This window comes from Arcicella gelida, from assembly GCF_034931025.1.
In the GTDB taxonomy this organism is placed as follows: Bacteria; Bacteroidota; Bacteroidia; order Cytophagales; family Spirosomataceae; genus Arcicella; species Arcicella gelida.
In genome coordinates, this window is the sequence record NZ_JAYGIL010000004.1 from 181,362 (window position 1) to 203,473 (window position 22,112).

The following is a 22,112-nucleotide window of genomic DNA, read 5'->3' on the forward strand; positions in this document are numbered from 1 at the left end:
AAAAAAAATGATTGAAGAGTAAAATCTATTCATAAATATTACTCTTCAATATCATTCTCGACAATATTATGCGTGTTCTTTGTGCTCAGCTTTAGCTTCTTCTTTTTTAACTACTTCATCCTTATTACGGATTTTCACTAAGTAGGAAATACTTGGCTTAACATTAATTTCTTCGATTACACCAAATGCACGGCCTTTACGTTCTACTGCTAATAATTTCGAGATTTCTGATGTTTCATCATTCATATCTCCAAAAGTAATAGCGTTAGTAGGACAAGACTGAGAACAAGCAGTTTGGATTTCTCCATCTTTTGGTCTTCTCTTTTCTTTCTTCGCTTCTAATTTACCAGCTTGGATACGTTGTACACACATTGAGCATTTTTCCATAACCCCACGTGAACGAACTGTTACGTCTGGGTTAATCACCATACGCCCTAAATCGTTGTTGAAGTGGAAATCGTACTCATCTGTTTGGTAGTAACGGAACCAGTTGAAACGACGAACTTTATATGGACAGTTGTTAGCACAATAACGTGTACCAATACAACGGTTGTAAGTCATTTGGTTAAGTCCTTCAGTAGAGTGAGTTGTTGCCAATACTGGACAAACTGTTTCACAAGGAGCATTATTACAGTGTTGACATAACATTGGTTGGAATACAACTTCTGGATTTTCAGAAGCATATTCTAATCCTTTTACATCTTCAACATCAGCATCAGAAGAATAATAACGGTCGATACGCATCCAGTGCATTTCACGACGATTAATTACTTCTTGACGACCAACTACTGCAATATTATTTTCAGCATTACAAGAAACCACACAAGCAGAACAACCTGTACATGTGTTAAGGTCGATTACCATACCCCATGCGTGGTTATTGTATTTATGTCCATTCCATAAAGTAATGTCCATTGCAGTTTTCTTACCTTCTGCTGTTGAAATTTCTGGTTTGAAACGACCAGCTTCAACATTCTTTTTATAAGCACCTAAAACTGTTTCTTGAACTACAGCCTCACGAGCCATTACTGTATTGTGAGTTTGTGTACGAGCAATTTTTGCAGTTTCACCAGTTGCTTTTACTTGAACATCACCAGCATTGAAGTAAGCGACATTTCCATTTACAACTGAAGCGAATGGATAAGCATTAACACCTACTCCATCAGCTGATTTACCAGCTTTAGTACGTCCGTAACCAATAGCAATTGCTACAGTATCGTTTGCCTGACCTGGTTGAACAATGAATGGTAACTTAACTGATTTACCATTTACTGAAACTTCAACTTCAAGGGTATCTAATTCAACTTCTTGATCTAACGCTAATTTTTTAGCAGTTGCTAAAGATACTGTTGCATAATTGCCCCAACATGCTTTAGATACTGGCTCTGGACATTCTTGTAACCAAGGGTTATTTGCCTGAGAACCAGAACCCATAATTACTTTTTCATAAATAGCTAATTCCATTTTATCAGAAGTAGCTTTATAGTTTTTAGCAACTAAAGTAGCCGCTTCAGCAAGATTTACAGCTGGTGTTGCAGCGGAAACAGCGGAACCTAACTCATAAATACCGTCGTGCAATACTTTAGACCAAGCAACTTTTCCACCTAAAATACCTAACCAGCTATTTTCAAGATATGTAGCATAGTCTCCGTTCAAACCTGCCCAAGTTAAGAAACTTGATTGAGCTTGACGAGTCTTGAAAATTGTTGAGATTGTAGGCTGAGTGAATGAGAAGTAGCCTTTCTTAGGTTCTGAATCATTCCAAGATTCTAAATAATGAGAATCTGGAGTGCTATATTTACAAAGTGACCCTGTTTCGTCTGCTCTGTCGTTAGTTGAAATACTTAATTCAATTTTTGGTAAAGCTTCAGCTAATTCTGCTCCACGTGGATGGTTATAAACGGGATTAGCATTATAGAAGATTACTGCAGCAATTTGACCAGCTTTCGCTTCAGAGATAAAGCTATTCATTGCTACATCCGAACCTGAACGATAACTTACAGGAGAACCTGCATCAATAGTAGTTCCATAAGAACCTAATAAACTGTTGATAGCAACAACAATTGATTGAACCGCTGGGTCGTTAGAACCAGAAACAACCAATGATGCACCTTTAGTTGCTACTAAGTCAGCAGCAGCTTTATCAAGATGATCAATTTTTACAGTTGAAGTAGCAATCGTTGCAGCACCAAGTTTAGAAGCTACTGCATTGTAAAGTGAAGCTACAACTAAACCTTCTTGCGATGGTTTATAAGTTGAACGATAATCTGAATTAGCTCCAGTCATCGACATGATTGTCTCAAACTGATAATGACGAGACATTTCTTTGTTTCCACCTTCAGCAGAGCTTACTCTACGAGTTTTAGCCCACTGTTCTGAAAACTCATCTCCAGATAACCAAGTTCCTAAGAAATCAGCCCCGATAGAAACAATTGTTTTTGCTTTACTAAAATCAAAACTTGGCACAACACCTCCGTTTGCTTGAGCAAGCCCTGATAACGAATTAGCATCGTACGTTACTAATTTCGTTGTAGGATATTTCGCAATGAACTCTGAAATTACTTTCTTAGTAGTTGGTGATAAAATTGTGTTTGATACAATTCTAATCTGCCCACCTTTAGCAGCAATTTTAGTAAGTCCTGATATAATTTCTTTATCAGCTACTTTCCAATCTGCAGGTGCACCTGCAACTAAAGCTCCTTTTAATTTCTCATTATCATAAAGACTCAATACAGAGGCATGAACACGAGCAGAAATACCTTTAGTAAGAGATGACTGAGGGTTTACTTCAATTTTGATTGGACGACCTTCACGAGTTTTAACCAATACCGAAGCATAGTCACCACCATCTGTAAAAGTAGATGCGTACCAGTTTGCAATCGTTGGCTCTACATCTTCAGGTTTGTTCAAATAAGGGATAGTCTTTTTTACTGGCGCTTCACAAGCTGCCAAAGTAACTGCTGATACTCCAAAACCTAAAACTTTTAAAAAGTCACGGCGATTGGTATTTGTACCATCAATAATAGCTTCACCTTTTTCATCTGTTGTAGGGGCATCTCCAAATTCACGATGAGCATACTTTACAAATTCTGCTTCATTGGTCAATTCCTCAAGCCCTCTCCAATATCGTTTTGTATTATTTTCCATATATTTAATATGTATAACGAAATATCTTGATTATAAACTTAAAATGTCAACACTGAAAATCATTTTGATTAATAGTGACATTTTGAACACTCTAAACCTCCAATATTTTGAACTTTCAAAGGTTCTTTGTTTTCCTTATTATGTAATTCTACTAATTTGTCGTAGTAAGCATTGTCTTTTGTGTTAACGTCTGTCTTTCTGTGACAGTCGATACACCAACCCATCGTTAATGATGAACGTTGCTCAACAACTTCCATCTTATTGATTTCACCATGACAGTTAGTACATTCTAAACCACCTACATTAGTGTGTTGAGAGTGGTTAAAATAAGCTAAATCAGGCAAATTGTGAACTCTAACCCATTGAATAGGCTCATCGTTTTCTAAAGAACGATAGATCTTTTGAATTTCTGGAGATTCACGTTTGATAACATTATGGCAGTTCATACAAATGTTTGCAGAAGGAATGTTTGCACCTTTTCCTTTATAAACACCTGTGTGACAGTAGTTACAGTTGATTTCGTACTGTCCTGCATGCAATTTGTGAGAGAATTGGATTGGTTGCTCTGGTGCATATCCTTGGTGAATACCTACACCATAAGCAGTATCGATAGTTGCTTTACCAATCAAAAGAGTGATTAATAATGCTGCACCAGTTTTGAATGCACTATTTCCTGCTAACTTCTTTCCGTTTTCAGCAATTTTCTGAAAGAAAGGAACGTCCTTAGCTTCATCTGAATTAGGATCAATAGAAGCTAATTTTGAAAGTGAAGAAACAATTGATAATAACGCAACTAAAACAAGAATCATTACTCCTAATAATGCAACTAAAATATATTGCATCATTCCTCCGTTTGAAGAACCTTCTGCTGGAGCACCTGCTACTGCGCCACCTTCACCTGGTACGGGAGCTACTGGAGCTGCCTGTGCATCAATATAAGCAATAACACTTTTGATTTGATCTTCAGAATAGTTTGGATAAGGAGTCATCTGAGCTTGATTGAACTTCTTAAAAAGGTCGTTCGCATATTTGTCGCCAGATGCAATTACAGCCTGAGGGTTGTGTACCCATTTAACAATCCATTCTAAGGGTCTTCTTTCACCAATTCCCTTCAAGCCAGGACCAACTAGGGTCTCATCGTTTGTGTTGTGACAAGCGGCACAGTTGTTTTTGAAAATTTGTTCCCCTTCGGCTACGTCTTGTGCGTTAACATTCACAGTTGCGGCGAAGAAGCCTAAAACTGCCGTTAGTGCAACAATTTTCAAGCGTTTCATGGTTATCATAATCGTTTTATAACAGAACATTTATATAAAAATACAAGATTAAATTCAATTTTTTCAATTATCAAAACTTGAATATCCTTTTAGGAAATTAGAGACACAAGTTCTTTTTTTCTAGCAATTTTATCAAATAGACACTTTTGCGGGTCACAAAAGTACAATTGGATTATTTATGAACCAATTAATTCAATGTGCATTTTTTGCAAATTTCGTATCGCTCTCACCAATTTAGAATCTTTCTAAGCAAAGGCATAATTTTAGCACTTTATTATATTGAAATTTACGCTGATTCGTTTGTACAATATCAAGACCGCTCTTACATCTAAATTAACCGCTCATAAAGGTAATAAAGAATTGATTTTTTGCAGTACGAAAACAATATTTAGATTGATTTTATATAAGTAAAATTATCTTCAATAATCAACTAAATATTAACTCAAAGGTTTGAATTTACCTAAAAGCATAAAAAAAGCCTTTTAGCATCTGCTAAAAGGCTTTTAAATCTGAGGTCTCGAGCGGACTACATAATACAACACATATCAACCTCTTATGTATATATGGAATAAAAAGTAACAAAATAGTAACAAAACAATGCCTCTTATGATATATTGTGACGGCTTAAAGTCCATTAAATGAAATCATTTTATTTATATGATTCAGTGGGTATTGTAGCTAAATGTCTGCTTCATCTTCTTGATTTAAACGTTCAGTAAACTGCTCTATCGTTGGGAGTGCATTTTGTATCTGTGTGGGTAATTCGGTGTAAGTATATTCACTAACGCCCATAGGTTTGTTCACGTCATGCAAGGCAAAATCCACGACAACATCATTTTTACTTCTACACAACAAAATTCCAATGGTAGGCTTATCAGTTGAATCTTTTACCACTCTATCAATAGCTGTAACATAAAAATTGAGTTTGCCTACGTACTCAGGTTTGAACTTTGTTACTTTCAGTTCAATCACTACATAACATTTTAGTTTGGTATGATAAAAGAGTAAATCTGTCTTAAATAATTCTCCGCCTACATTTATCTCAAATTGTCGTCCCAAATAGGCAAAGCCTTTGCCCAACTCCAATAGGAAATGAGTGATATTCTCAATCAGTTTTTGTTCTAGCTCCAATTCTTTTACTTTACTCGAAAGTGTTAAAAACTCAAAATTATAGCTATCCTTCAACAAAGCATTGGCAAGGTCGCTTTCTGGTTCGGGCAAAGTATTTTTAAAATTAGTGATAGCTTTACCCTGACGTTGGTAAAGTTTCGTTTCAATTTGATAGTCCAAAACAGCACGACTCCAATTATTTTCTATTGTTTGTTGAACATAGAAAATAGCTTCTTCTTGATTTTTAATTCTTTGAATAATAAGGATGTGATGTCCCCATGGAATGTTAAACAATAAGGTTTCTAATTTGGAAACAAGTTGTTGCCAAATTGAAGGATTGCTATAATACTCGTAAAATGCCTTACAATATCTTAGATTTTTAGCAGAGAAACCACCTAGACTAGGGAACTCCTCTTTCAAATCCTTACTCAACTGGTCGATAAAACCACTACCCCATTTGGCGTTCTCTTGTTTTTCGACAATCTGTTTACCCAAATGCCAATAAAGCTGTATCAACTCTGAATTAACCGCCAGCGAAGCTTTAATTTGAGACTTTTTAATATTGGCTTTCAGTTCTCTAAGCCAATCTTTGTATTCTGAATGTGTGGAGATAGACATCTTATAAATAGTCTTTACATTATTAGTATCTTACGAAGATAATTCAATGCTTTCTGATACTCAAAATTATGTCAAATTGTAGATACTTATATCTATAAAACTACTTCAACATATCTGTCTAAAAAGACTAATCACCTCACAAGTCTATTTTTTTGTCCGACAAGTAATACTACTGATTTAGACGACTTCACCGTCAACTTAGACAAGTTTTACCTTTGTCGGACACTTTTTGAATCTGTATTAGACAGGATGAATGTAGTTTTAAACAGCTTTCTGACGGGTCGGACAAGTTCTATGTTACTCTAAGTCGGCTTTGATAAGTGTCTGTCAGAAACAAGAATCCATTTAAAAGAAAAAGCCCGACACTTAAAGTATCAGGCTTATAAATTTAATTTTGCTTAAATGACGTTATTTGCTCCTATCTTTATATCCATCTTTATACCCCATCTCGTAGGCTTCTGAAATCTCTTTACTATACGTTGGATGAAAATCGTCCTTTACTTTTCGCTTAATCTCTTCAACTTTGGAAAGAGGGATAGATTGTTTAAGCTTTTCTTGAAGCTGAGACTTTTCAATTTTCAGAACATCAATCTGCTTCTTAAATTCTAGTACCTTTTTTTGATATTCAGCCCAATTTTGAGTTTCTTGAAGAGGCGTTTCTAAATAGTAAAGAATATAATTTGTTAAAGAAAGCCCTGACCTTTCGGAATTTTCTTTAAGTCTTGCTTTTAGCTCTTTAGATACCCTGAATGATATTTTATCTGTTAGTTCATTATTCATACAAGTATGTAGAGATTAGACAGGTGTATATTTAACGACAGGCTGTGGATATGGACTGATTGTCGTATAATTAGCATTACTTTTTGTCTTAAATTTGAAAGCAAAAAATGTAACTAATATTAGTGTCAAAACGATTACAATCGCACCAACTACTTTTGTGGTACTTAGATTACTAGCATCTTCTTTCTCGCTGGAAAGGGCTTTGTATTGTGCGATTTTTACATCTAAAGCTTTTTCTGCCAATTTAGTTTTGGCTATATCGCCTTGGGCTTTAATTGAATTGACGGCTTCTCTTGCCTTATCTACTTCAGTTTGTGCAATTTTAACTTTGTCCCCACTGACAAATATTGAACCCACTGTTTCTGTGATAGAGCCGACGGCACTTAATATTGCGGCTATTGGTATTCCCATAGTATCTTTTTTATAAAGTGTTTTTACCTCGATTCATTTGAAATATTTGAATCTGAAAAGTATTGCTAAACTGAAACAATCCTGTTTGGAGGAACGGTAATTCCTGCTTGGAGATTTCTCGACTTACTTTTATTGATATACCAGAAAGTCAAAAATGCAAATACCACAACAGCTAGGATAATTGCGATTGTTAACCAGGGGATTTTTGAACCCTTGCTACCATTATCATTTTGGGCTACCCCAAGCTTATCAGGATTATCATTTAAGACTGAATCAATCAGCTCCTTATTTTCCTTATCTGTTTTACTTTGGGCTGTATCCATGCTGATGTCTTCTGCATTAACATATACTTTCAATGTTTTTGACGAATCATCATGGTTCTTACCATCAAGATTATAAAACGTAAAAGGAAATCTTAGAGGATAAAAACCTATACCATTCTTATATTGAATCACACCAGTAACAGAACCAGCCACAGTGTCAATTATTGATGGATTAATGGGCTGTCCTTCATGTGGCACATCGTAAGCAAACTTTTCAGAATAAGGATGACCATCATCTCTTGTTCCTTCCAGAAATTCTTCAGAAAGAAAATCTACAGGGTCGTTTAAGTCTGGTCGCCAATATACTCTTGCACCGTTTTTATTCCAGTAAACCACTGAACCTATTTTAATATTTTCCATTTTCTAGGGTTTGGGAAGGCTCATCATCATCATCATCATCGTCGTCATCATCATACGCTTCTTCGTATTCGTCCTCTTCTTCGTCGTCATCATCCCAATTCTCATCTAAACCAAAGTCTTCAGGGTCAAAACCAATGTAAAAGTTGTGAACAAGACATTTAAAGAAGTCTGCTTTTGTTTCAATTTCATAGACACTTTTAGACCCTTTGATGTTGAGCGAATGACCTCTTACTATTGGGAAAAGCTTGTCTAAAAGTATATCTTCCTCAAATTCTGAAATCCTTTGCTCTAAACCCCGGTTATAATCTTGGAGAGAAGCAATTAAGTCATCTTTTTCGGTGACGTTTACAATTCCAGCTAAAGAATTACTCTCTGTTGTTTCTTCTTCAACTATCTCTTCTTCGTCCTCGATTGAATCGCTTTCAATAAGCCAACTCAGATACTCTTCTTTGGTCATTCCAGTTGCTTTAAGCTTTTCATCAAGCTTATCTTTCACTTCTCTTTCAGCAAAAAATGTTATTGGATTTTTTTTCATGTGATTTGCTTTAAATAAAAAAACGCTGGCACTAAATGTACCAGCGTTAGCAAAGTTGAAAAGTTTTATTTTATCAGTCAGGAATCTAAAGGAATTAAAGGAAATGGCGGAGAGATATTTGTTCCGTTATGTTCAGAGAGAATATCACCTATTTCCTCAACGGTTAAACCAATATGTTCTGCAAGTAATTTAGTAGGTATTCTTGAGCCTTTTGTCTTTAGTGAAGGATTCTCTTCTTTTATAGATTGAATCGTTTTGTAGGCAAATGTCTTTTTGCACTCCATTATTACCATGACTTCTTCAATCGTGACAAAAAGAGGTGTTTTCGAGTATATAAAGTTTTCCATGATTATGGCTGATTGTTGATTAGAAATTCGTTAAAGTCTTTATAACCTTCGTAAATATTCGACCTATCTACGATTTGAAAGGAATCTGATAGCTTTTCAAGAGCTTTTATACCTTGTGTATCTCTATCCAAAAAACAATGTACTTTATCCGCTCCCTTTAGGCGTTCTTTCGCTTTATCAATATTAACGATAGAGTTCAGCACGATGATAGTATTAGATGACTTGTAAGTACCAAAAAATGAGAATGCTGAAAGTAAATCAAAAAAACCCTCAAATAAATAAATGTCTTTACTTTCTGGAACTTCAAGAGTTGTTATTCCTTTTGGAGAAGAACTACCTTTAAAATGCTGGTTTCTTAACTCAAATCCTCCCATGTCGTTTACAAAGCCTAATGAGTAATAAGATTTCTTGTTATTGGTGTAATGAACCTCTTTGAGATATTTGTATGCAATCTGAAAGGGTATTTTTCGACCTTCGCAATAACTTATCAAGGAATTGGCTTGCAATGGTTTTACGGTGTTGATTGATATAGCATTTGCATTGCTCTCAGGTGATTTTCTGCAAAAAGAAAAGGAGTTTTCAGCACTTTGAAAAATAGAACCGTTTCCCATTGTTTCCAAGTGTTTGCAGGCGGTTGCAAAATCAAAATCATTCAAGTACTGTACTAATCGGATAATGTCCCCGCTCTCATTACTGGAATAATCAAAAAATACATTTTTGTTTGGATTCACAAAAAAAGAAGGCGTTTTTTCATTGGTTTTCGGCGAATAGTAAACCAATTCTTTCCCACTGGATTTAACAGGCTCTAAACCTAAACTTTGTAAATAATCAATAATTGCGAATTGCTTTAAATCTGATATTTTCATTTTTCTTTTTGCGGAAATACTAATTTTTGAATGGAATTTAAGGCGGACGGACAAAAGGACGGACAAAAGGGGGGCATATATGGAAAGTGTCCGTCCGTCCGCTTATTAGTTAGTATGCCTGTTTATCGGAAAATTGCAACAATAAAAGGCGGACAGACGGACAACGGACATCTTATATATATTTGTCCGTCCGTCCATATACAGGCACGGGCGGAAACATAGAAAAAGTACAAAAAAAATTAAAATTTAAGTTCTGGATTGGGGCTTTCATAGTAGTAAATTTTTCTGTCTATTCCGTCTCTCTTTTCGTCCTCAATTCTTAGTAGTGAACTTTTGGTTATGCCTTCAAAAAGTCTGTCATTTCTCTTTCGTATGCCATCTTTTGAAATGGTTGATTTTGGTTTAGGTGCGTGAATAGATATTTGTCTTTTGAGTTCATCACTTTGCAAACCTATACCCTTGATATTCTTGTAAACTTCATCAAGTATCTGTATGTACTCATACTTTTTGTTTAAATATTTGTCCTCTGATAGCTTTTCAATTTTCTCAATAATTTCAGCACTGCATGACACTGGTTTCCCTTTTTCGTTGAAATGCCAATAAATAGGGTCTATTCTCTTTGAGCCTCTAAGGTGTGTTGATGTGATTGAATGTACTTTCTTTTCTTCTTCGTACTTAATAGAAATAGCCCCCTGACATTTTCGGGCGGCTTCACTTCCTATGTGACCTCTCATTTTGCCATTACCACCCCCTCCGTTTTCATGGATAAGGCAAACAATACAAGTATCGTTTTCGTAGCTCATTCTCATTAAATATCTTACAATTTCGTTGCTGGCTGTTTCATCGTTGGCACTTGGTAAAAAATCTGTTACACCATCAATTATCCATAAATAAGCATCATTGTAGTGATGGAAAAGGGTTCTTAAATATTCCATATTATCCGAATGGCTAAACGGTCTAAGATTCAATACAATGAGGTTTTCAGGCTGTTTGTTTAGTCCTGCTATTTCAAGTATTGAATTAATCATTTTTTGAGTATCTGAGGGGTTTTGTTCGGTATCAAGGTAAATTACCTTTTTACCTTTGCAATACTCTGAACGTATAGAAATTGTGTCACAGCTTTCAGGAACTTCTTTCATTAAAGCCGTTGCAATCATAAATCTTGTTATTGTTGATTTCCCTGCTTTTGGCAAACCAGAAACAAACGATATATCGCCATTTACACCGAATGTTGATTCACCTACTCGTATAACTGGCTTCATGTCTGAATACTGAGTTGATACATTAACCTTAATGTTTTCAATATCTAATAAATTATACTTAAAGGTTTCAGAATCAACCGATTTACTTTTTTTCAGCTTGTATTCTTGGGGTATTTCTGTATCTTTGTACATGATATTATTCGCCATAATACTACTGTATCGGATAATGGGGATTATCTACCGATACTGATTATTTTATCAAATTAAACGAGTTGCAATAAAGTCAAAACCCTCTTTAAATTGGATTTATAGAGGGTTTTGACTTTTTCATTTTGGGGCTTTCTCTTTCCGCAGTTCTGCTAAAATACTGAGTAATTTGTTGTAATCATCAGCCATTTGCATCCGCTCGTGACTTTCATCTATGTCCGCAAGTTCACTACTTACGTAGCCTACATACATCCGTTTCAACGATTTTTCAATTTGGTCGATATTTTCAATTTCTAATGATTCCATCTGATTATGATTTAAGTTGATTTTGTATTATTTATTGACTGGAACTCTAATTGTGATTTTGTTTCGATTATCGTGTTTTGCTATAATCTTTACTTCTGAGGTTGAAAAATCTTTCCCCAGCTCCTTTGCAAGCTTTCTCTCTTTTTTTCTGCGGACATTACGCTCACTTATCATTGGAGTTTTGGGAGATTTTAAACCGATAAGTCGAGAATAATCTTTTGCTGATATTTCCATAGTTATTTAGTTGAGAAGTCATTTGGAAACATTGAAGCTATTTCAGAACGGAGAACATAGGTTTTCCTTCCATTAGGGTCGGGTTTAATTGGATGGAGATAACCTTGCTCTACCCAAGAGTAAAACTTATTCTTACTAATCTTAAGCGTTTCACAAACTTCTTTTGGAGTCAAGTATTCCCCAACAGGAGCAGATACTCGTGTTGTAAATTGTTTTTCAATTTTATCCAATCTTGACAGTATGATTCCTAGTATTTCGTTCTGATTTACCATGTTGAGTTTTTTTTAGTTCAATATGTTGGCAAATATAATAGCATTTGTGGTAATAAAAATATTATTACCACAAATGCTGTACAAAAAATTAATTGTTAAAAAAAAGAGCTAAAATCTCATTTATAATCGAGTCATAATAAGGAGTTTTATAAACTATTTTCCTGTATTCTATCTTATTTTTAAAATCTTTAAGCATATCATCTGCAATTTCATTAATTGCGAATATCTCTTCATCTGACAAATTATTAATATTTTGGTTTGCAGTAATTTGAAAACATCTACTGTAAATCTGAAAAAATGACAAAAAAAGTGGGGAAAAATCTTTTAGAATATACCACAGGTCGTAAGCGTTTCCTTTCTCCCAGTCAAGCGACCTCAGATACACGTATGAAAGTCCATTGTTGCTATTTGATTCTTTCTCTAATAAGCCTTTTAATCCAATCTTAAGATATTCATTTACACTATCACTTATTTTAGTGTTGTATAACTCAAACCAAAAAATAACATCCTTAATGTCAAAGTCTGACTTATTGAAAGGGTTTAATTCTGTAACAATAGTATATAATAGCATTTTTTCTGTAATAACAGACCATGATGGCTCAAGATAAGAATCAAGAGAAGATTTCTCTACTATGGGTAAAAGCCCCTCATTTAGTTCTTTAAGCGTATGGAAGTTAATAGATTGTTCAAGAATATTGAAGTCATCCATTGTCATCATGTTTTTTATTGATAAGCTTTTCCCTTTTGTAGCCTGTCGCTTTACAGTAATCTTAAAATATAATGGATATAGTTTTTCTCCTGACTCTGAAATTTTAGGTTTCAAATCAGTATTTAGGTAATATCTTATAGATATTTTACCTTCTGAATTATTTGTAGGATAAACTAAAGTTGGCATATCCATTTACTCCCATTTAATTTTACTAAGCTCTTGTTTTTTCATTTCGGGTGTTAGATGCAAATACTTTTGTGTAGTGGTTAGATAGGAATGTTGCATTTCATCTTTAACCACTGTGATAGGTGCTTTACTAATCATAATCGTTCCGAAAGTATCTCTTGAATCTTTAAACCGTAAAGGCTTGTTAATATTGGCTTGCTTTGCCAATGCTTTAAGGCTGAGATTCACTTTAGGGTTAGTTAGTCCTTTAAACAAAGTAGTATTGTTTAAAGGCATATACTTTAAGGCTATCATTTGTGGTTTACCTGCAAACAATTTAAACAAATACTTTTCCCCAAATTTGCTCGTCTTGTTTGCTTGATACTCAAGTATTAAGCCCTCATTTGTATTATGGAAGTGCGAAGGCTTTAATTTATACACATCGTTAAACCTTAACCCTGTGTAACATCCAAACAAAAACATATCCCTGCAACGCTCCAACATTTTTTCATTTGCATTGAAAGTTAGCTCTTCAAGTCTTTTCAATTCTTCTTCTGTACAGAACTGTGATTTGAACGGACTTTTATTTACACTAAAATCATTATAGGGGTTATCCTGTGGCAATATTAAACGGCTCTTTATTGCTTGAATAATATACTTTCTAATATGCTTATGATGTTTAGCGATAGTATTTGTGTGTAGGCTTTTAGTATTCAGAAAGAATTCAAACTTTTGAATCATTGAGTATTTTACCTCAGAAAATTTCACATCAACACAAAACTCTTTAAAATAGTCTAAAGTCAACTTTCTGGTTCTCCAAGAAGGTTGTTTTAATGCTCTTTCTGCTTCGAGCTGGTCGGTATAGAATTGTGTAAAAGAAACCTGTTTAAGTGGTGGCTCAGGGACTTTACTATTTTGACAATCAAAATCTTTTAACGTAAAGCCTTTATTCGTAATTCTAAAGTCTGACTCAAATGTCTGAAGTTCATGTATCAATGTTTGGCAATTCCTTTTTATTGCCTTGTCTTTTGGCTGTTGCTTTTCAGAATCCCATCTGTCAGGTGTAACACTAAAGCCTGTTTGTTTATACCTTGCTTTTCCGCTTTGGTACATTCTTATTTCAACGGGAGCTTTCCCATCTTTGTTAAGATGATTCTTTCGATTAAATCGTAAAGAATACTCTATACACTGTTCCATAGTATGACTGTTTTAAATTACAGCCGTAAACGTAGGAATAAAAAGCTTGACTCTATTGGTAACAAAATGAGTAACAAACCTAATGAACTTTATAGTACTTTAATACACTAAAATAGGTCTTTAAAGTATTCTTTCTGCACCTTAAAAACAAGTAAAGCCTTGAAAATCAAGGCTTTAAGTTAATCATTTGGAGGTCTCGAGCGGATTCGAACCGCTGTGGAAGCTTTTGCAGAGCTCTGCCTAGCCACTCGGCCACAAGACCATTTGATTGGAGTGCAAAATTAATACAAAAAATATAAAAACAAAAGACTCTTTGATATTTATCTTAAATCTTTCAGAAAAGATTTTCAAAACACTTTTATGAAAAAGCATAATATCCTTATAATAAGGTTAATATCACAAGAAAACATCCATAAAACAAAAGCGTTCTGAGAATCAATGACTCTCAGAACGCTTTAAAATTATATCAAAATTAGATTATTCAGCAGCGTTTGCTTTTTTGTCTAATTTCTTTTTCGCTTCTTCACGAGCTGAATCTTCCATTTGAGCTTTCAATGCTGAAAGAGCATCTAAATCACCTAAAGTAGATTTTTCAGTATTATCAGCTAATTTCTGAACGTCTTTAGCTGTTTTTTTCTTCTCTTCAACTACTGCTTCTTCTTTCGCATCGTTATATACTCTCAAGTGAGAAAGAACAATTTTGCGATCTTCTTTTTGGAATTCAATTACTTTGAAATCTAATTGTTCACCGATTTCAGCTACTGAACCATCTTCTTTCGCTAATTGCTTCAATGGAGCGAATCCTTCAATTCCGTAAGGCAACTCTAAAGTAGCTCCTTTATCATTCTTCGCAACTACAGTAGATTTATGTACTGAACCTAAAGTGAAGATTGATTCGAAAGTATCCCAAGGGTTTTCTTCTAATTGTTTATGTCCTAAAGCTAAACGACGATTATCAGCATCTAATTCAAGAACGATAACATCTAATTTTTCGCCAACTTTAACGAATTCAGATGGATGTTTGATTTTCTTAGTCCAAGATAAGTCAGATACGTGAACTAAACCATCAATACCTTCTTCTAATTCAAGGAATAAACCGAAGTTAGTTAAGTTACGAACAGTTCCAGTATGTTTAGAACCTATAGCATAACGAGCTAACAAATCTTGTTTAGTCCAAGGATCTTCAGTTAATTGTTTGATACCTAAAGACATTTTGCGTTCAGCACGGTCAAGTGTTAACACAACTGCCTCGATAGTATCACCCACTTTCAAGAAGTCTTGTGGATTACGTAAGTGCTGTGACCAAGACATTTCTGAAACGTGAATCAAACCTTCAACACCTTGAGTGATTTCTAAGAATGCACCGTAATCAGCAACGTTTACAACTTTACCTTTTACTTTAGAACCAACTTCAGTTGTTTCTGCTAAAGCATCCCAAGGGTGAGCTTGCAATTGTTTCATACCCAATGAAATACGTTTCTTGTTCTCATCGAAGTCCAAAACAACCACTTGGATTTTTTGGTCAAGTTTAAGCATTTCTTGTGGGTGGTTGATACGACCCCATGAAATGTCTGTAATGTGAAGTAAACCATCTACACCACCTAAGTCGATGAACACACCGAAATTAGTCATGTTTTTGATTACACCTTCAAGTACTTGTCCTTTTTCAAGGTTAGTCAAGATAGACTGACGTTGTTGTTCAAGGTCTTTCTCGATTAACACTTTGTGAGATACAACTACGTTATCGTTAGCGTGGTTGATTTTAACCACTTTCACTTCCATTTTCTTACCTACAAAGATATCGAAATCACGGATTGGTTTCACATCAATTTGTGAACCTGGTAAGAATGCTTCTACACCATAGATATCCACGATTAAACCACCTTTAGTACGACGTTTCACGAAACCATCAATAACGATGTCTTGTTCAAGAGCATCTTCGATGTTTTTCCAAGCAGTCATTACTTTAGCTAATTTACGAGAAAGAATCAATTGACCTGATTTGTCTTCTTGGTTTTCTACGTAAACATCTACTACATCACCTACTTTCAAATCAGGCATATCTCTGAATTCAGAGGTTGGTACAAGACCATCTGATTTGAAACCAATATTCAAGATAATTTCACGGTCAGTAATCCCTACGACTGTTCCTTTTACTACTTGTTTCTCAGTAACTAAATTTAAAGTTTCCTCGATTAGAGCCTCCATTTGAGCTCTTTGCTCAGCAGAATAACCTCCACCGATACCTTTTGTGCCGACTAAATCCCAGTCGAAATCTGCTAATTGGTTAGCCATGTGTTTGATTAAAAGCCCTTTATACATCAACGTCACGGGCAAAAGACGAAGAAATTAAGTGAAATTCCCTAAAAGTAGTACTTTATGGGGGTGCAAAGATAGAAAAAATATGTAATGATTTGATAATGAGGAAGAAAAATATTTTTCAGGTTATAAATTAGCTTAAAAACTAAAATAGCTATCAGAAAACAAATAGTTAACATAAGTAAAGTAGCTACACCTTTTATTTTCTGATTTACAATTATTTAGTAATCCTTTAATTTCTCCTCTTGATTTTTTCTATTTTCTTTGTAGAATATTTATACAATAATCTTTATTATACTACATGAAACATTTCTACTCGTTGCTGGTCACTACATTATTTTGTATCAATTACGCTACATTTAGCCAACAAGTATCCTCTAATTCACCTGTTTGTTTGGGCAATCCCCTTGAACTCAAAGCCAGTGGTGGAAAAACATTTGTATGGAAAGGACCAAATGGCTTTACTTCCACCCAACAAAATCCAAGCATCGAAAAAACTATCTCCGAGAATGCTGGTAGTTACAGTGTTACTATTGATGGAACTACAACATTATCTGTTGATGTGAAAGTTGGAAAAACCTACTTTGGTAAACAGGTTGTCTATAATTCTGTTAGCGGAAATATCCTTTACCTAAGCACTTATCCTTCAGCTGCTAATGATTTAGCTTTTAGGTATTCATGGTCTGGTCCAAATAACTTTACTTCTCAAGATGCCTTTTCGAGCATAAAAGGATTCGACAAAAAAGCCCAAGGAAAGTACACAGTGACAATGACAGATGAGTTTGGATGTATTTCGGAGGAATCGACCGTTGTAGCATTAAATACACCTGACTGTCCTTATTCAGTGAGATTATATGTTGAAGCTGGAGATAATAGTACCTATTACAACTACTACAATGAAGATGAGATTTCTTCTGTAAAAATTTGCAAAGGAACTTCTACGACTTTGAGAGTAGATACTTCTTACTTTGGGAAATGCAAAGTACAATGGTATAAAAGCAACCAATTATTAACTGGAGAAAATGGGGTAAAATTACAAATTAAAGAAGATGCCGTGTACTACGCCAAAATCACCAATTCAACCTGCGAATATCAAAGTGCTAAACTAGAAATCCTTAGTAAAACATCTCCAAATATCTCCATTTATTCATACGGTGGCGATGAAAGCCAAATTGCTATTTGCAACATTGAAGGACAAGTTACATTAGGTGTCTCTTTAGAATATTTATCCGTAGATAATTATTCTTATCAATGGCTAAAAAACGATAAAATTATTGAAGGTGCCACTAGCTACAGTTATTTAGCTGAAGAAGTAGGAGAATATAAAGTTATTGGAAAAACAGGCTTATGTGCAGCAGTTTCTTCTCCTATTAAAATTATCAGTACTGATAAAATATCTGCAAAACTATCTTTTTTCGCAAATTCTTATGATAGCTCATCTAGAGTTACATCGGATATTTCCAAAATAAGAGAATTAAAAGTTTGTACAAATACTCCTATCAACTTCAACTTACTTGTACAAGCAATCGGGAATCAAGAAATATATTTAAATGGTAAACTACAAAGCTCAAATAGCAATGTGTTTACAGCCACTCAAAGTGGTACTTACAAATTAAAAGTAAAACAAGGGCAATGTTTAGCCGAAGACAGTCTAAAAATAACAATAGGAAAATCGTTCACTATTCCATTGATACACGAGGCAACACTTCCTTTTTATTATGGAACAACACTTGCCAATACGTATTACTATCCTGATTATAATTATTCAAATGCTTTGTCATATAATAACTTCAAGTGGTATAAGGATGACAAACTGTACTCGGAGCAATCAACCTTCACTCCAATTATTGCTGGAAATTATCAATTAAAATACTTGGATAACCAAACCGATTGCATAGGAGAATCAAGGATTATAAAAATTGATAAACCTTTTGTAGCTCCAAAATTTACAATCAAAAGCCAAAAAATAACTGTTCTCTGTGAAGGCAATTCACTAACATTAAATCCCAACATTTGTTACAATAATGATATTATTTGGAAAAAAGATGGAAAAAAAATACCTAAGCTCCATGATGGTTGTGATATTACAGTCAATGAAGTAGGAAAGTATTGGTATGAATTTTCGAGTGGAACTAGTACTTATTATTCTGATACCATCGAGATAAAAACAGAAAAAAAAATTAATATCTCTGTAAAAGACTCTTGTTTAGCTAGTAATACATTTACTTTGATCACCAATGCAATCCCTGATGGAAAGTACCAGTGGTATCAAGATAAAGAGTTGATAAAAGGTGCTACAAATAACTCCTTCAACACAACTCAATATGGGAATTACTATGTACAGGTAGTTAAAAATAATTGTGTCAATCTATCTAAGGAAATTAGTATAGGTATTTCAATTCCTAGTACACAAAACATTTGTAGGAATGATTCTATTATTTTTACCCCTAAAGGAACTCTTAAAACGGTAGAATGGACTGGCCCCAATAATTTTAACGCCAAGATTATAAATCCTAAAATACCTAAGTCAACAACAGCGATGTCTGGGATTTACACCATCAAAGGAGAAACTTCTAGTGGTTGTGTTATTTCTACACAAAGTCGTGTAATTGTTAATGATTTACCAACGATGAATCTACAAAAAACAATAATAGCTTGTGAAGGTTCAGACTTTGAGTTCCCTCGCCCAACATCAATTTTAACAGATAGTACTGAAACGGCTGATTATTTTACTATTACTTATCCAAATGGCACTCAATTTAAAATTGAATCATATAGCTCTGCTCTTTTACCTGTATTTAAAAACATTTCTTCCAAAAATGCTGGTACTTACAAAGTTGAAGGCTTTTCCAATAAAGGTGGATGTTCTGTAACAGGTACGACACAACTATCAGTAGTAAATTCAGCAGAATGCCGAAGTATAACATTAGGAAATCTCAATCCAAGCTATTTAAAACCTGGTGTATGTGTAAATACTGAAATTGAAATTCCTTTTACTACAACGGGGACTTTCCCTGTTGGAACAAAGTTTAAAGTAATCACAACTGAAAATATCATATTAGGAGAAGGTACTAAAAGCCCAATCAAAGTTAAAGTACCACAAACTTTTTACAGTTTTGAAATTCGAGTCGTTTCAGAAGATAAGACAGTAAGCTCTCTTAAATCCAGAATTAATCTTAAATCACATTGGCTTGATTATGAATTTATAAGTGATAGGCTATACTCTGCAAATGATTACTCTATGAGCGATATTATTGCATGTGATAGTGCCCATATTTTGTCTCTTTTTAACTCAAAACTTACAAACTTTCAATGGTTTAGAAACAATATAAAAATACCTAATGTCAATACCTACAACATACAAGCTAAACAAAGTGGAAGTTATACGCTAAAGTTTGAAACGGAATATGGCTGTATTTGGGAAACAAAACCAATTAAAGTAACACTTGGACAATTCCCCAAACCAATAATAAGCGGAAGAAATGAACTTTTATGCGGAGAAGAAACGGCATCTATTAACATAAACTCTTCAGCTGGGAATATTATTTGGAAAAGAGACGGAATAATACTCGCAGGTAAAAATGCTAGTACCCTTAATGTAAATCAGGTAGGGAAATACGTAGCTACCATTCAAAACAATCAATGTTTGGCTATTTCATCAGATACCTTAGAAATCACCCAAAGCACCAGTAATAAGTTAAAAACAAAAATTGTATATAGTTACTGGACGGTTGGATGTTCTGAGTTCAAAGCTGATTTGTATGCTAAAAGTGGCTATTCAAGTAAAAAGCTAAACTATCAATGGTTTAAAAATGGCATTGAAATTCCTGATAATAATGATAGTCTTTTAATTGTAACTGAAAAGGGTAAATATTCTGTTAAAATAAGCAATGGTACATGCGAAGGGTTTTCAGAAGAAGTAATTCTTGATAGACCTTCGATTCAAAAAATATTCTACTACTATAACAATGCTAATGTTAATATAGAAAAAGAAGTCTGCGAAGGATCAAATATTATATTGAATCTCAACAATTATTTACCAACCTCAATATCAAACGAATTTACCAAGGACTCGTCTAAAACTAATTATAATCTTGTTAGAAATACAATCTTTTGGTATCGAGATGGTAAACAAATCAATGAAATAGAATATCCATCAAAACAGGGTAGTGTTTATACCGAAAAGGATGCGGATAAAATTTATTTTTACTCTGAAAATGGCAAAAGAATTAACGATGCTAGTATCTCAAGCAAAACGTCAGGAAAATATTTTACTGTTATCAAGGCTTTGTACGAAAACGGGGAAGAATGTGTTTCATCAACCGATACTGTTGACATTAAGTTTAGTAAGCGTATACAACTAGTAAATGATTATTCTTATGATAAAAATTTGAAATATATACCTATTGCAAGTTGTCAAGATTCAGTAACTATTCGAGGAAACTCTAACTCAATTTCAGCAAACAGTTATGAAGGTCCTGTTAATAATCAAAGAGCAATTGGATATACTTGGAAAAAAGATGGGCAAATATTTAAGCCATTGAATAATCAAGAAAGTACACAATCTATTACTACTAACCAAGAAGGTACTTATGTTTTAGAAACCCAATACAAAGGTGGTTGTGTTTCTCTTTCACAACCTTATAAAATCTCCTTGGGCAAACTGGTAGTTTCGATAAGCAGCAGTCAACCGACTTATGACTATAACATTTGCGAAGGTGACAAGATTATATTTAATGGCATTGCATCCACTAGTATTATTGATACTAATAAAATAGTGTACAAATGGCTTAAAGATGGAACTAGTCTTAGCAATTTATCCTACATAACCACAAGTAAAGCCGGAGCATACCAATTAAAAGCGAGTCAGGGCAAATGTGAAGGAACTTCTGAAACCATTAAGGTGAATTTCGTTAAAATCCCAACCAGTATTAGTCCTAAAGACTCTATTACCTTTTGCGATAATGCTACGGTTGAACTGATTGCTAGTAACGAAACGGGCTTAAAATATCAATGGGAACTAAATAACACAAGTATCAAAGACGCTAATGCTTCCACTTTTAAAACAAATAACTCAGGCATTTATAGGGCTTTATTAAGAAAAGGTGAATGTTGGGATTATTCAGAGAAAGTAAAAACTATCGCCTTGCCTACTATTTTACCCAAAGCGACGCTCACGGGCGACCAAAGTATTGATTATGACAAAGAAACTAAAATCTCTGTCAGTTTAAATTCTTACGCTCCGTGGACTTTAACATTTTCGGATGGGCAAATATTTACAGCTACAACTTCGCCGTTTGAAGTCAGTGTAAAACCGCTTTCAACCACTACTTATGCTCTTAGTGAGGTGAAAAATATTTGTGGTATCGGTACAACAGAAGGTTCTGCTAAAATTGAAGTAATTATACTTGCCAATGATATTGAGAAAGATATTAAGGTAGAAGTATATCCGATTCCTACTTCCGAAACTTGCAATTGGAAAATAAGTACTGATAAACCTGAAAAAGTATATCTGACACTCTACGATGTAAGTGGAAAAAATATCCTAGAACAAACTTCCGAAAATCGCTCACAAAGTCATTCAGGAGTCATTGACCTTTCTAAAATCAATGCTGGAACATATTTTTTGAAAATTGATGTAGGTAACAAAAACATTACTCGTAAAATTATTAAATACTAATTCTTACAAACTAAATAGAGCCACCCATTTTCATGAGTGGCTCTATTTAG

At 34.2% G+C, this 22,112-nt stretch carries 17 protein-coding genes and 1 tRNA gene; 1 reads left to right on the forward strand and 17 read right to left on the reverse strand.

Annotated elements, in window-relative coordinates; genetic code table 11:
• Positions 1-66 precede the first annotated feature (66 nt).
• From VB776_RS04455 to rpsA, 17 genes are all read right to left on the reverse strand, one after another.
• The gene (locus VB776_RS04455) at positions 67-3,147 is read right to left on the reverse strand and encodes a TAT-variant-translocated molybdopterin oxidoreductase (protein WP_323326406.1); all 3,081 of its coding nucleotides are present in this window, start codon (positions 3,145-3,147) and stop codon (positions 67-69) included.
• A 68-nt stretch (positions 3,148-3,215) separates the two neighbouring features.
• Positions 3,216-4,421: a c-type cytochrome gene (locus tag VB776_RS04460; RefSeq protein ID WP_323326408.1), complete on the reverse strand. Its 1,206-nt coding sequence runs from the start codon at positions 4,419-4,421 to the stop codon at positions 3,216-3,218.
• Between the two features lie 678 nt (positions 4,422-5,099).
• Positions 5,100-6,149 carry a PDDEXK nuclease domain-containing protein gene (locus VB776_RS04465; RefSeq protein WP_323326410.1) on the reverse strand — a complete coding sequence of 350 codons (1,050 nt, stop codon included), beginning with the start codon at positions 6,147-6,149 and terminating at the stop codon, positions 5,100-5,102.
• A gap of 408 nt (positions 6,150-6,557) precedes the next feature.
• Positions 6,558-6,929: a hypothetical protein gene (locus VB776_RS04470; protein ID WP_323326412.1), complete on the reverse strand. Its 372-nt coding sequence runs from the start codon at positions 6,927-6,929 to the stop codon at positions 6,558-6,560.
• Positions 6,930-6,944: 15 nt separating this feature from the next.
• Positions 6,945-7,340, reverse strand: a complete 396-nt coding sequence (locus tag VB776_RS04475) for a hypothetical protein (protein WP_323326415.1) — start codon at positions 7,338-7,340, stop codon at positions 6,945-6,947.
• A 65-nt stretch (positions 7,341-7,405) separates the two neighbouring features.
• A complete protein-coding gene (locus tag VB776_RS04480; protein ID WP_323326417.1) occupies positions 7,406-8,023 on the reverse strand; it encodes a hypothetical protein in 618 nt (205 codons plus the stop codon).
• Positions 8,010-8,558, reverse strand: a complete 549-nt coding sequence (locus tag VB776_RS04485; protein WP_323326419.1) for a hypothetical protein — start codon at positions 8,556-8,558, stop codon at positions 8,010-8,012. Before VB776_RS04485 ends, VB776_RS04480 begins: the two co-directional genes overlap by 14 nt.
• Positions 8,559-8,635: 77 nt before the next feature.
• The gene (locus VB776_RS04490; RefSeq protein ID WP_323326421.1) at positions 8,636-8,905 is read right to left on the reverse strand and encodes a hypothetical protein; all 270 of its coding nucleotides are present in this window, start codon (positions 8,903-8,905) and stop codon (positions 8,636-8,638) included.
• 2 nt (positions 8,906-8,907) lie between these two features.
• A complete protein-coding gene (locus VB776_RS04495; protein ID WP_323326423.1) occupies positions 8,908-9,771 on the reverse strand; it encodes a toprim domain-containing protein in 864 nt (287 codons plus the stop codon).
• 239 nt (positions 9,772-10,010) lie between these two features.
• On the reverse strand, positions 10,011-11,180 hold the full coding sequence (locus VB776_RS04500) for a hypothetical protein (RefSeq protein ID WP_323326425.1): 1,170 nt from the start codon (positions 11,178-11,180) through the stop codon (positions 10,011-10,013).
• A 120-nt stretch (positions 11,181-11,300) separates the two neighbouring features.
• Positions 11,301-11,486, reverse strand: coding sequence for a hypothetical protein (locus VB776_RS04505; RefSeq protein WP_323326427.1), 186 nt, complete (start codon positions 11,484-11,486; stop codon positions 11,301-11,303).
• Between the two features lie 27 nt (positions 11,487-11,513).
• On the reverse strand, positions 11,514-11,720 hold the full coding sequence (locus VB776_RS04510; protein ID WP_323326429.1) for a hypothetical protein: 207 nt from the start codon (positions 11,718-11,720) through the stop codon (positions 11,514-11,516).
• A 2-nt stretch (positions 11,721-11,722) separates the two neighbouring features.
• A complete protein-coding gene (locus VB776_RS04515) occupies positions 11,723-11,992 on the reverse strand; it encodes a helix-turn-helix domain-containing protein (RefSeq protein ID WP_323326431.1) in 270 nt (89 codons plus the stop codon).
• An 88-nt stretch (positions 11,993-12,080) separates the two neighbouring features.
• Positions 12,081-12,893 carry a hypothetical protein gene (locus VB776_RS04520; RefSeq protein ID WP_323326433.1) on the reverse strand — a complete coding sequence of 271 codons (813 nt, stop codon included), beginning with the start codon at positions 12,891-12,893 and terminating at the stop codon, positions 12,081-12,083.
• On the reverse strand, positions 12,894-14,063 hold the full coding sequence (locus VB776_RS04525; RefSeq protein WP_323326435.1) for a site-specific integrase: 1,170 nt from the start codon (positions 14,061-14,063) through the stop codon (positions 12,894-12,896).
• A 188-nt stretch (positions 14,064-14,251) separates the two neighbouring features.
• A tRNA-Cys gene (locus VB776_RS04530) sits at positions 14,252-14,325 on the reverse strand.
• Positions 14,326-14,540: 215 nt separating this feature from the next.
• Positions 14,541-16,358 carry a 30S ribosomal protein S1 gene (gene rpsA, locus VB776_RS04535; RefSeq protein WP_323326437.1) on the reverse strand — a complete coding sequence of 606 codons (1,818 nt, stop codon included), beginning with the start codon at positions 16,356-16,358 and terminating at the stop codon, positions 14,541-14,543.
• A 325-nt stretch (positions 16,359-16,683) separates the two neighbouring features.
• Here rpsA and VB776_RS04540 point away from each other — a divergent pair, with 325 nt between their 5' ends.
• Positions 16,684-22,062 (forward strand): T9SS type A sorting domain-containing protein, encoded by a 5,379-nt coding sequence (locus VB776_RS04540; protein WP_323326439.1) that lies wholly within the window; start codon positions 16,684-16,686, stop codon positions 22,060-22,062.
• Positions 22,063-22,112 lie beyond the last annotated feature (50 nt).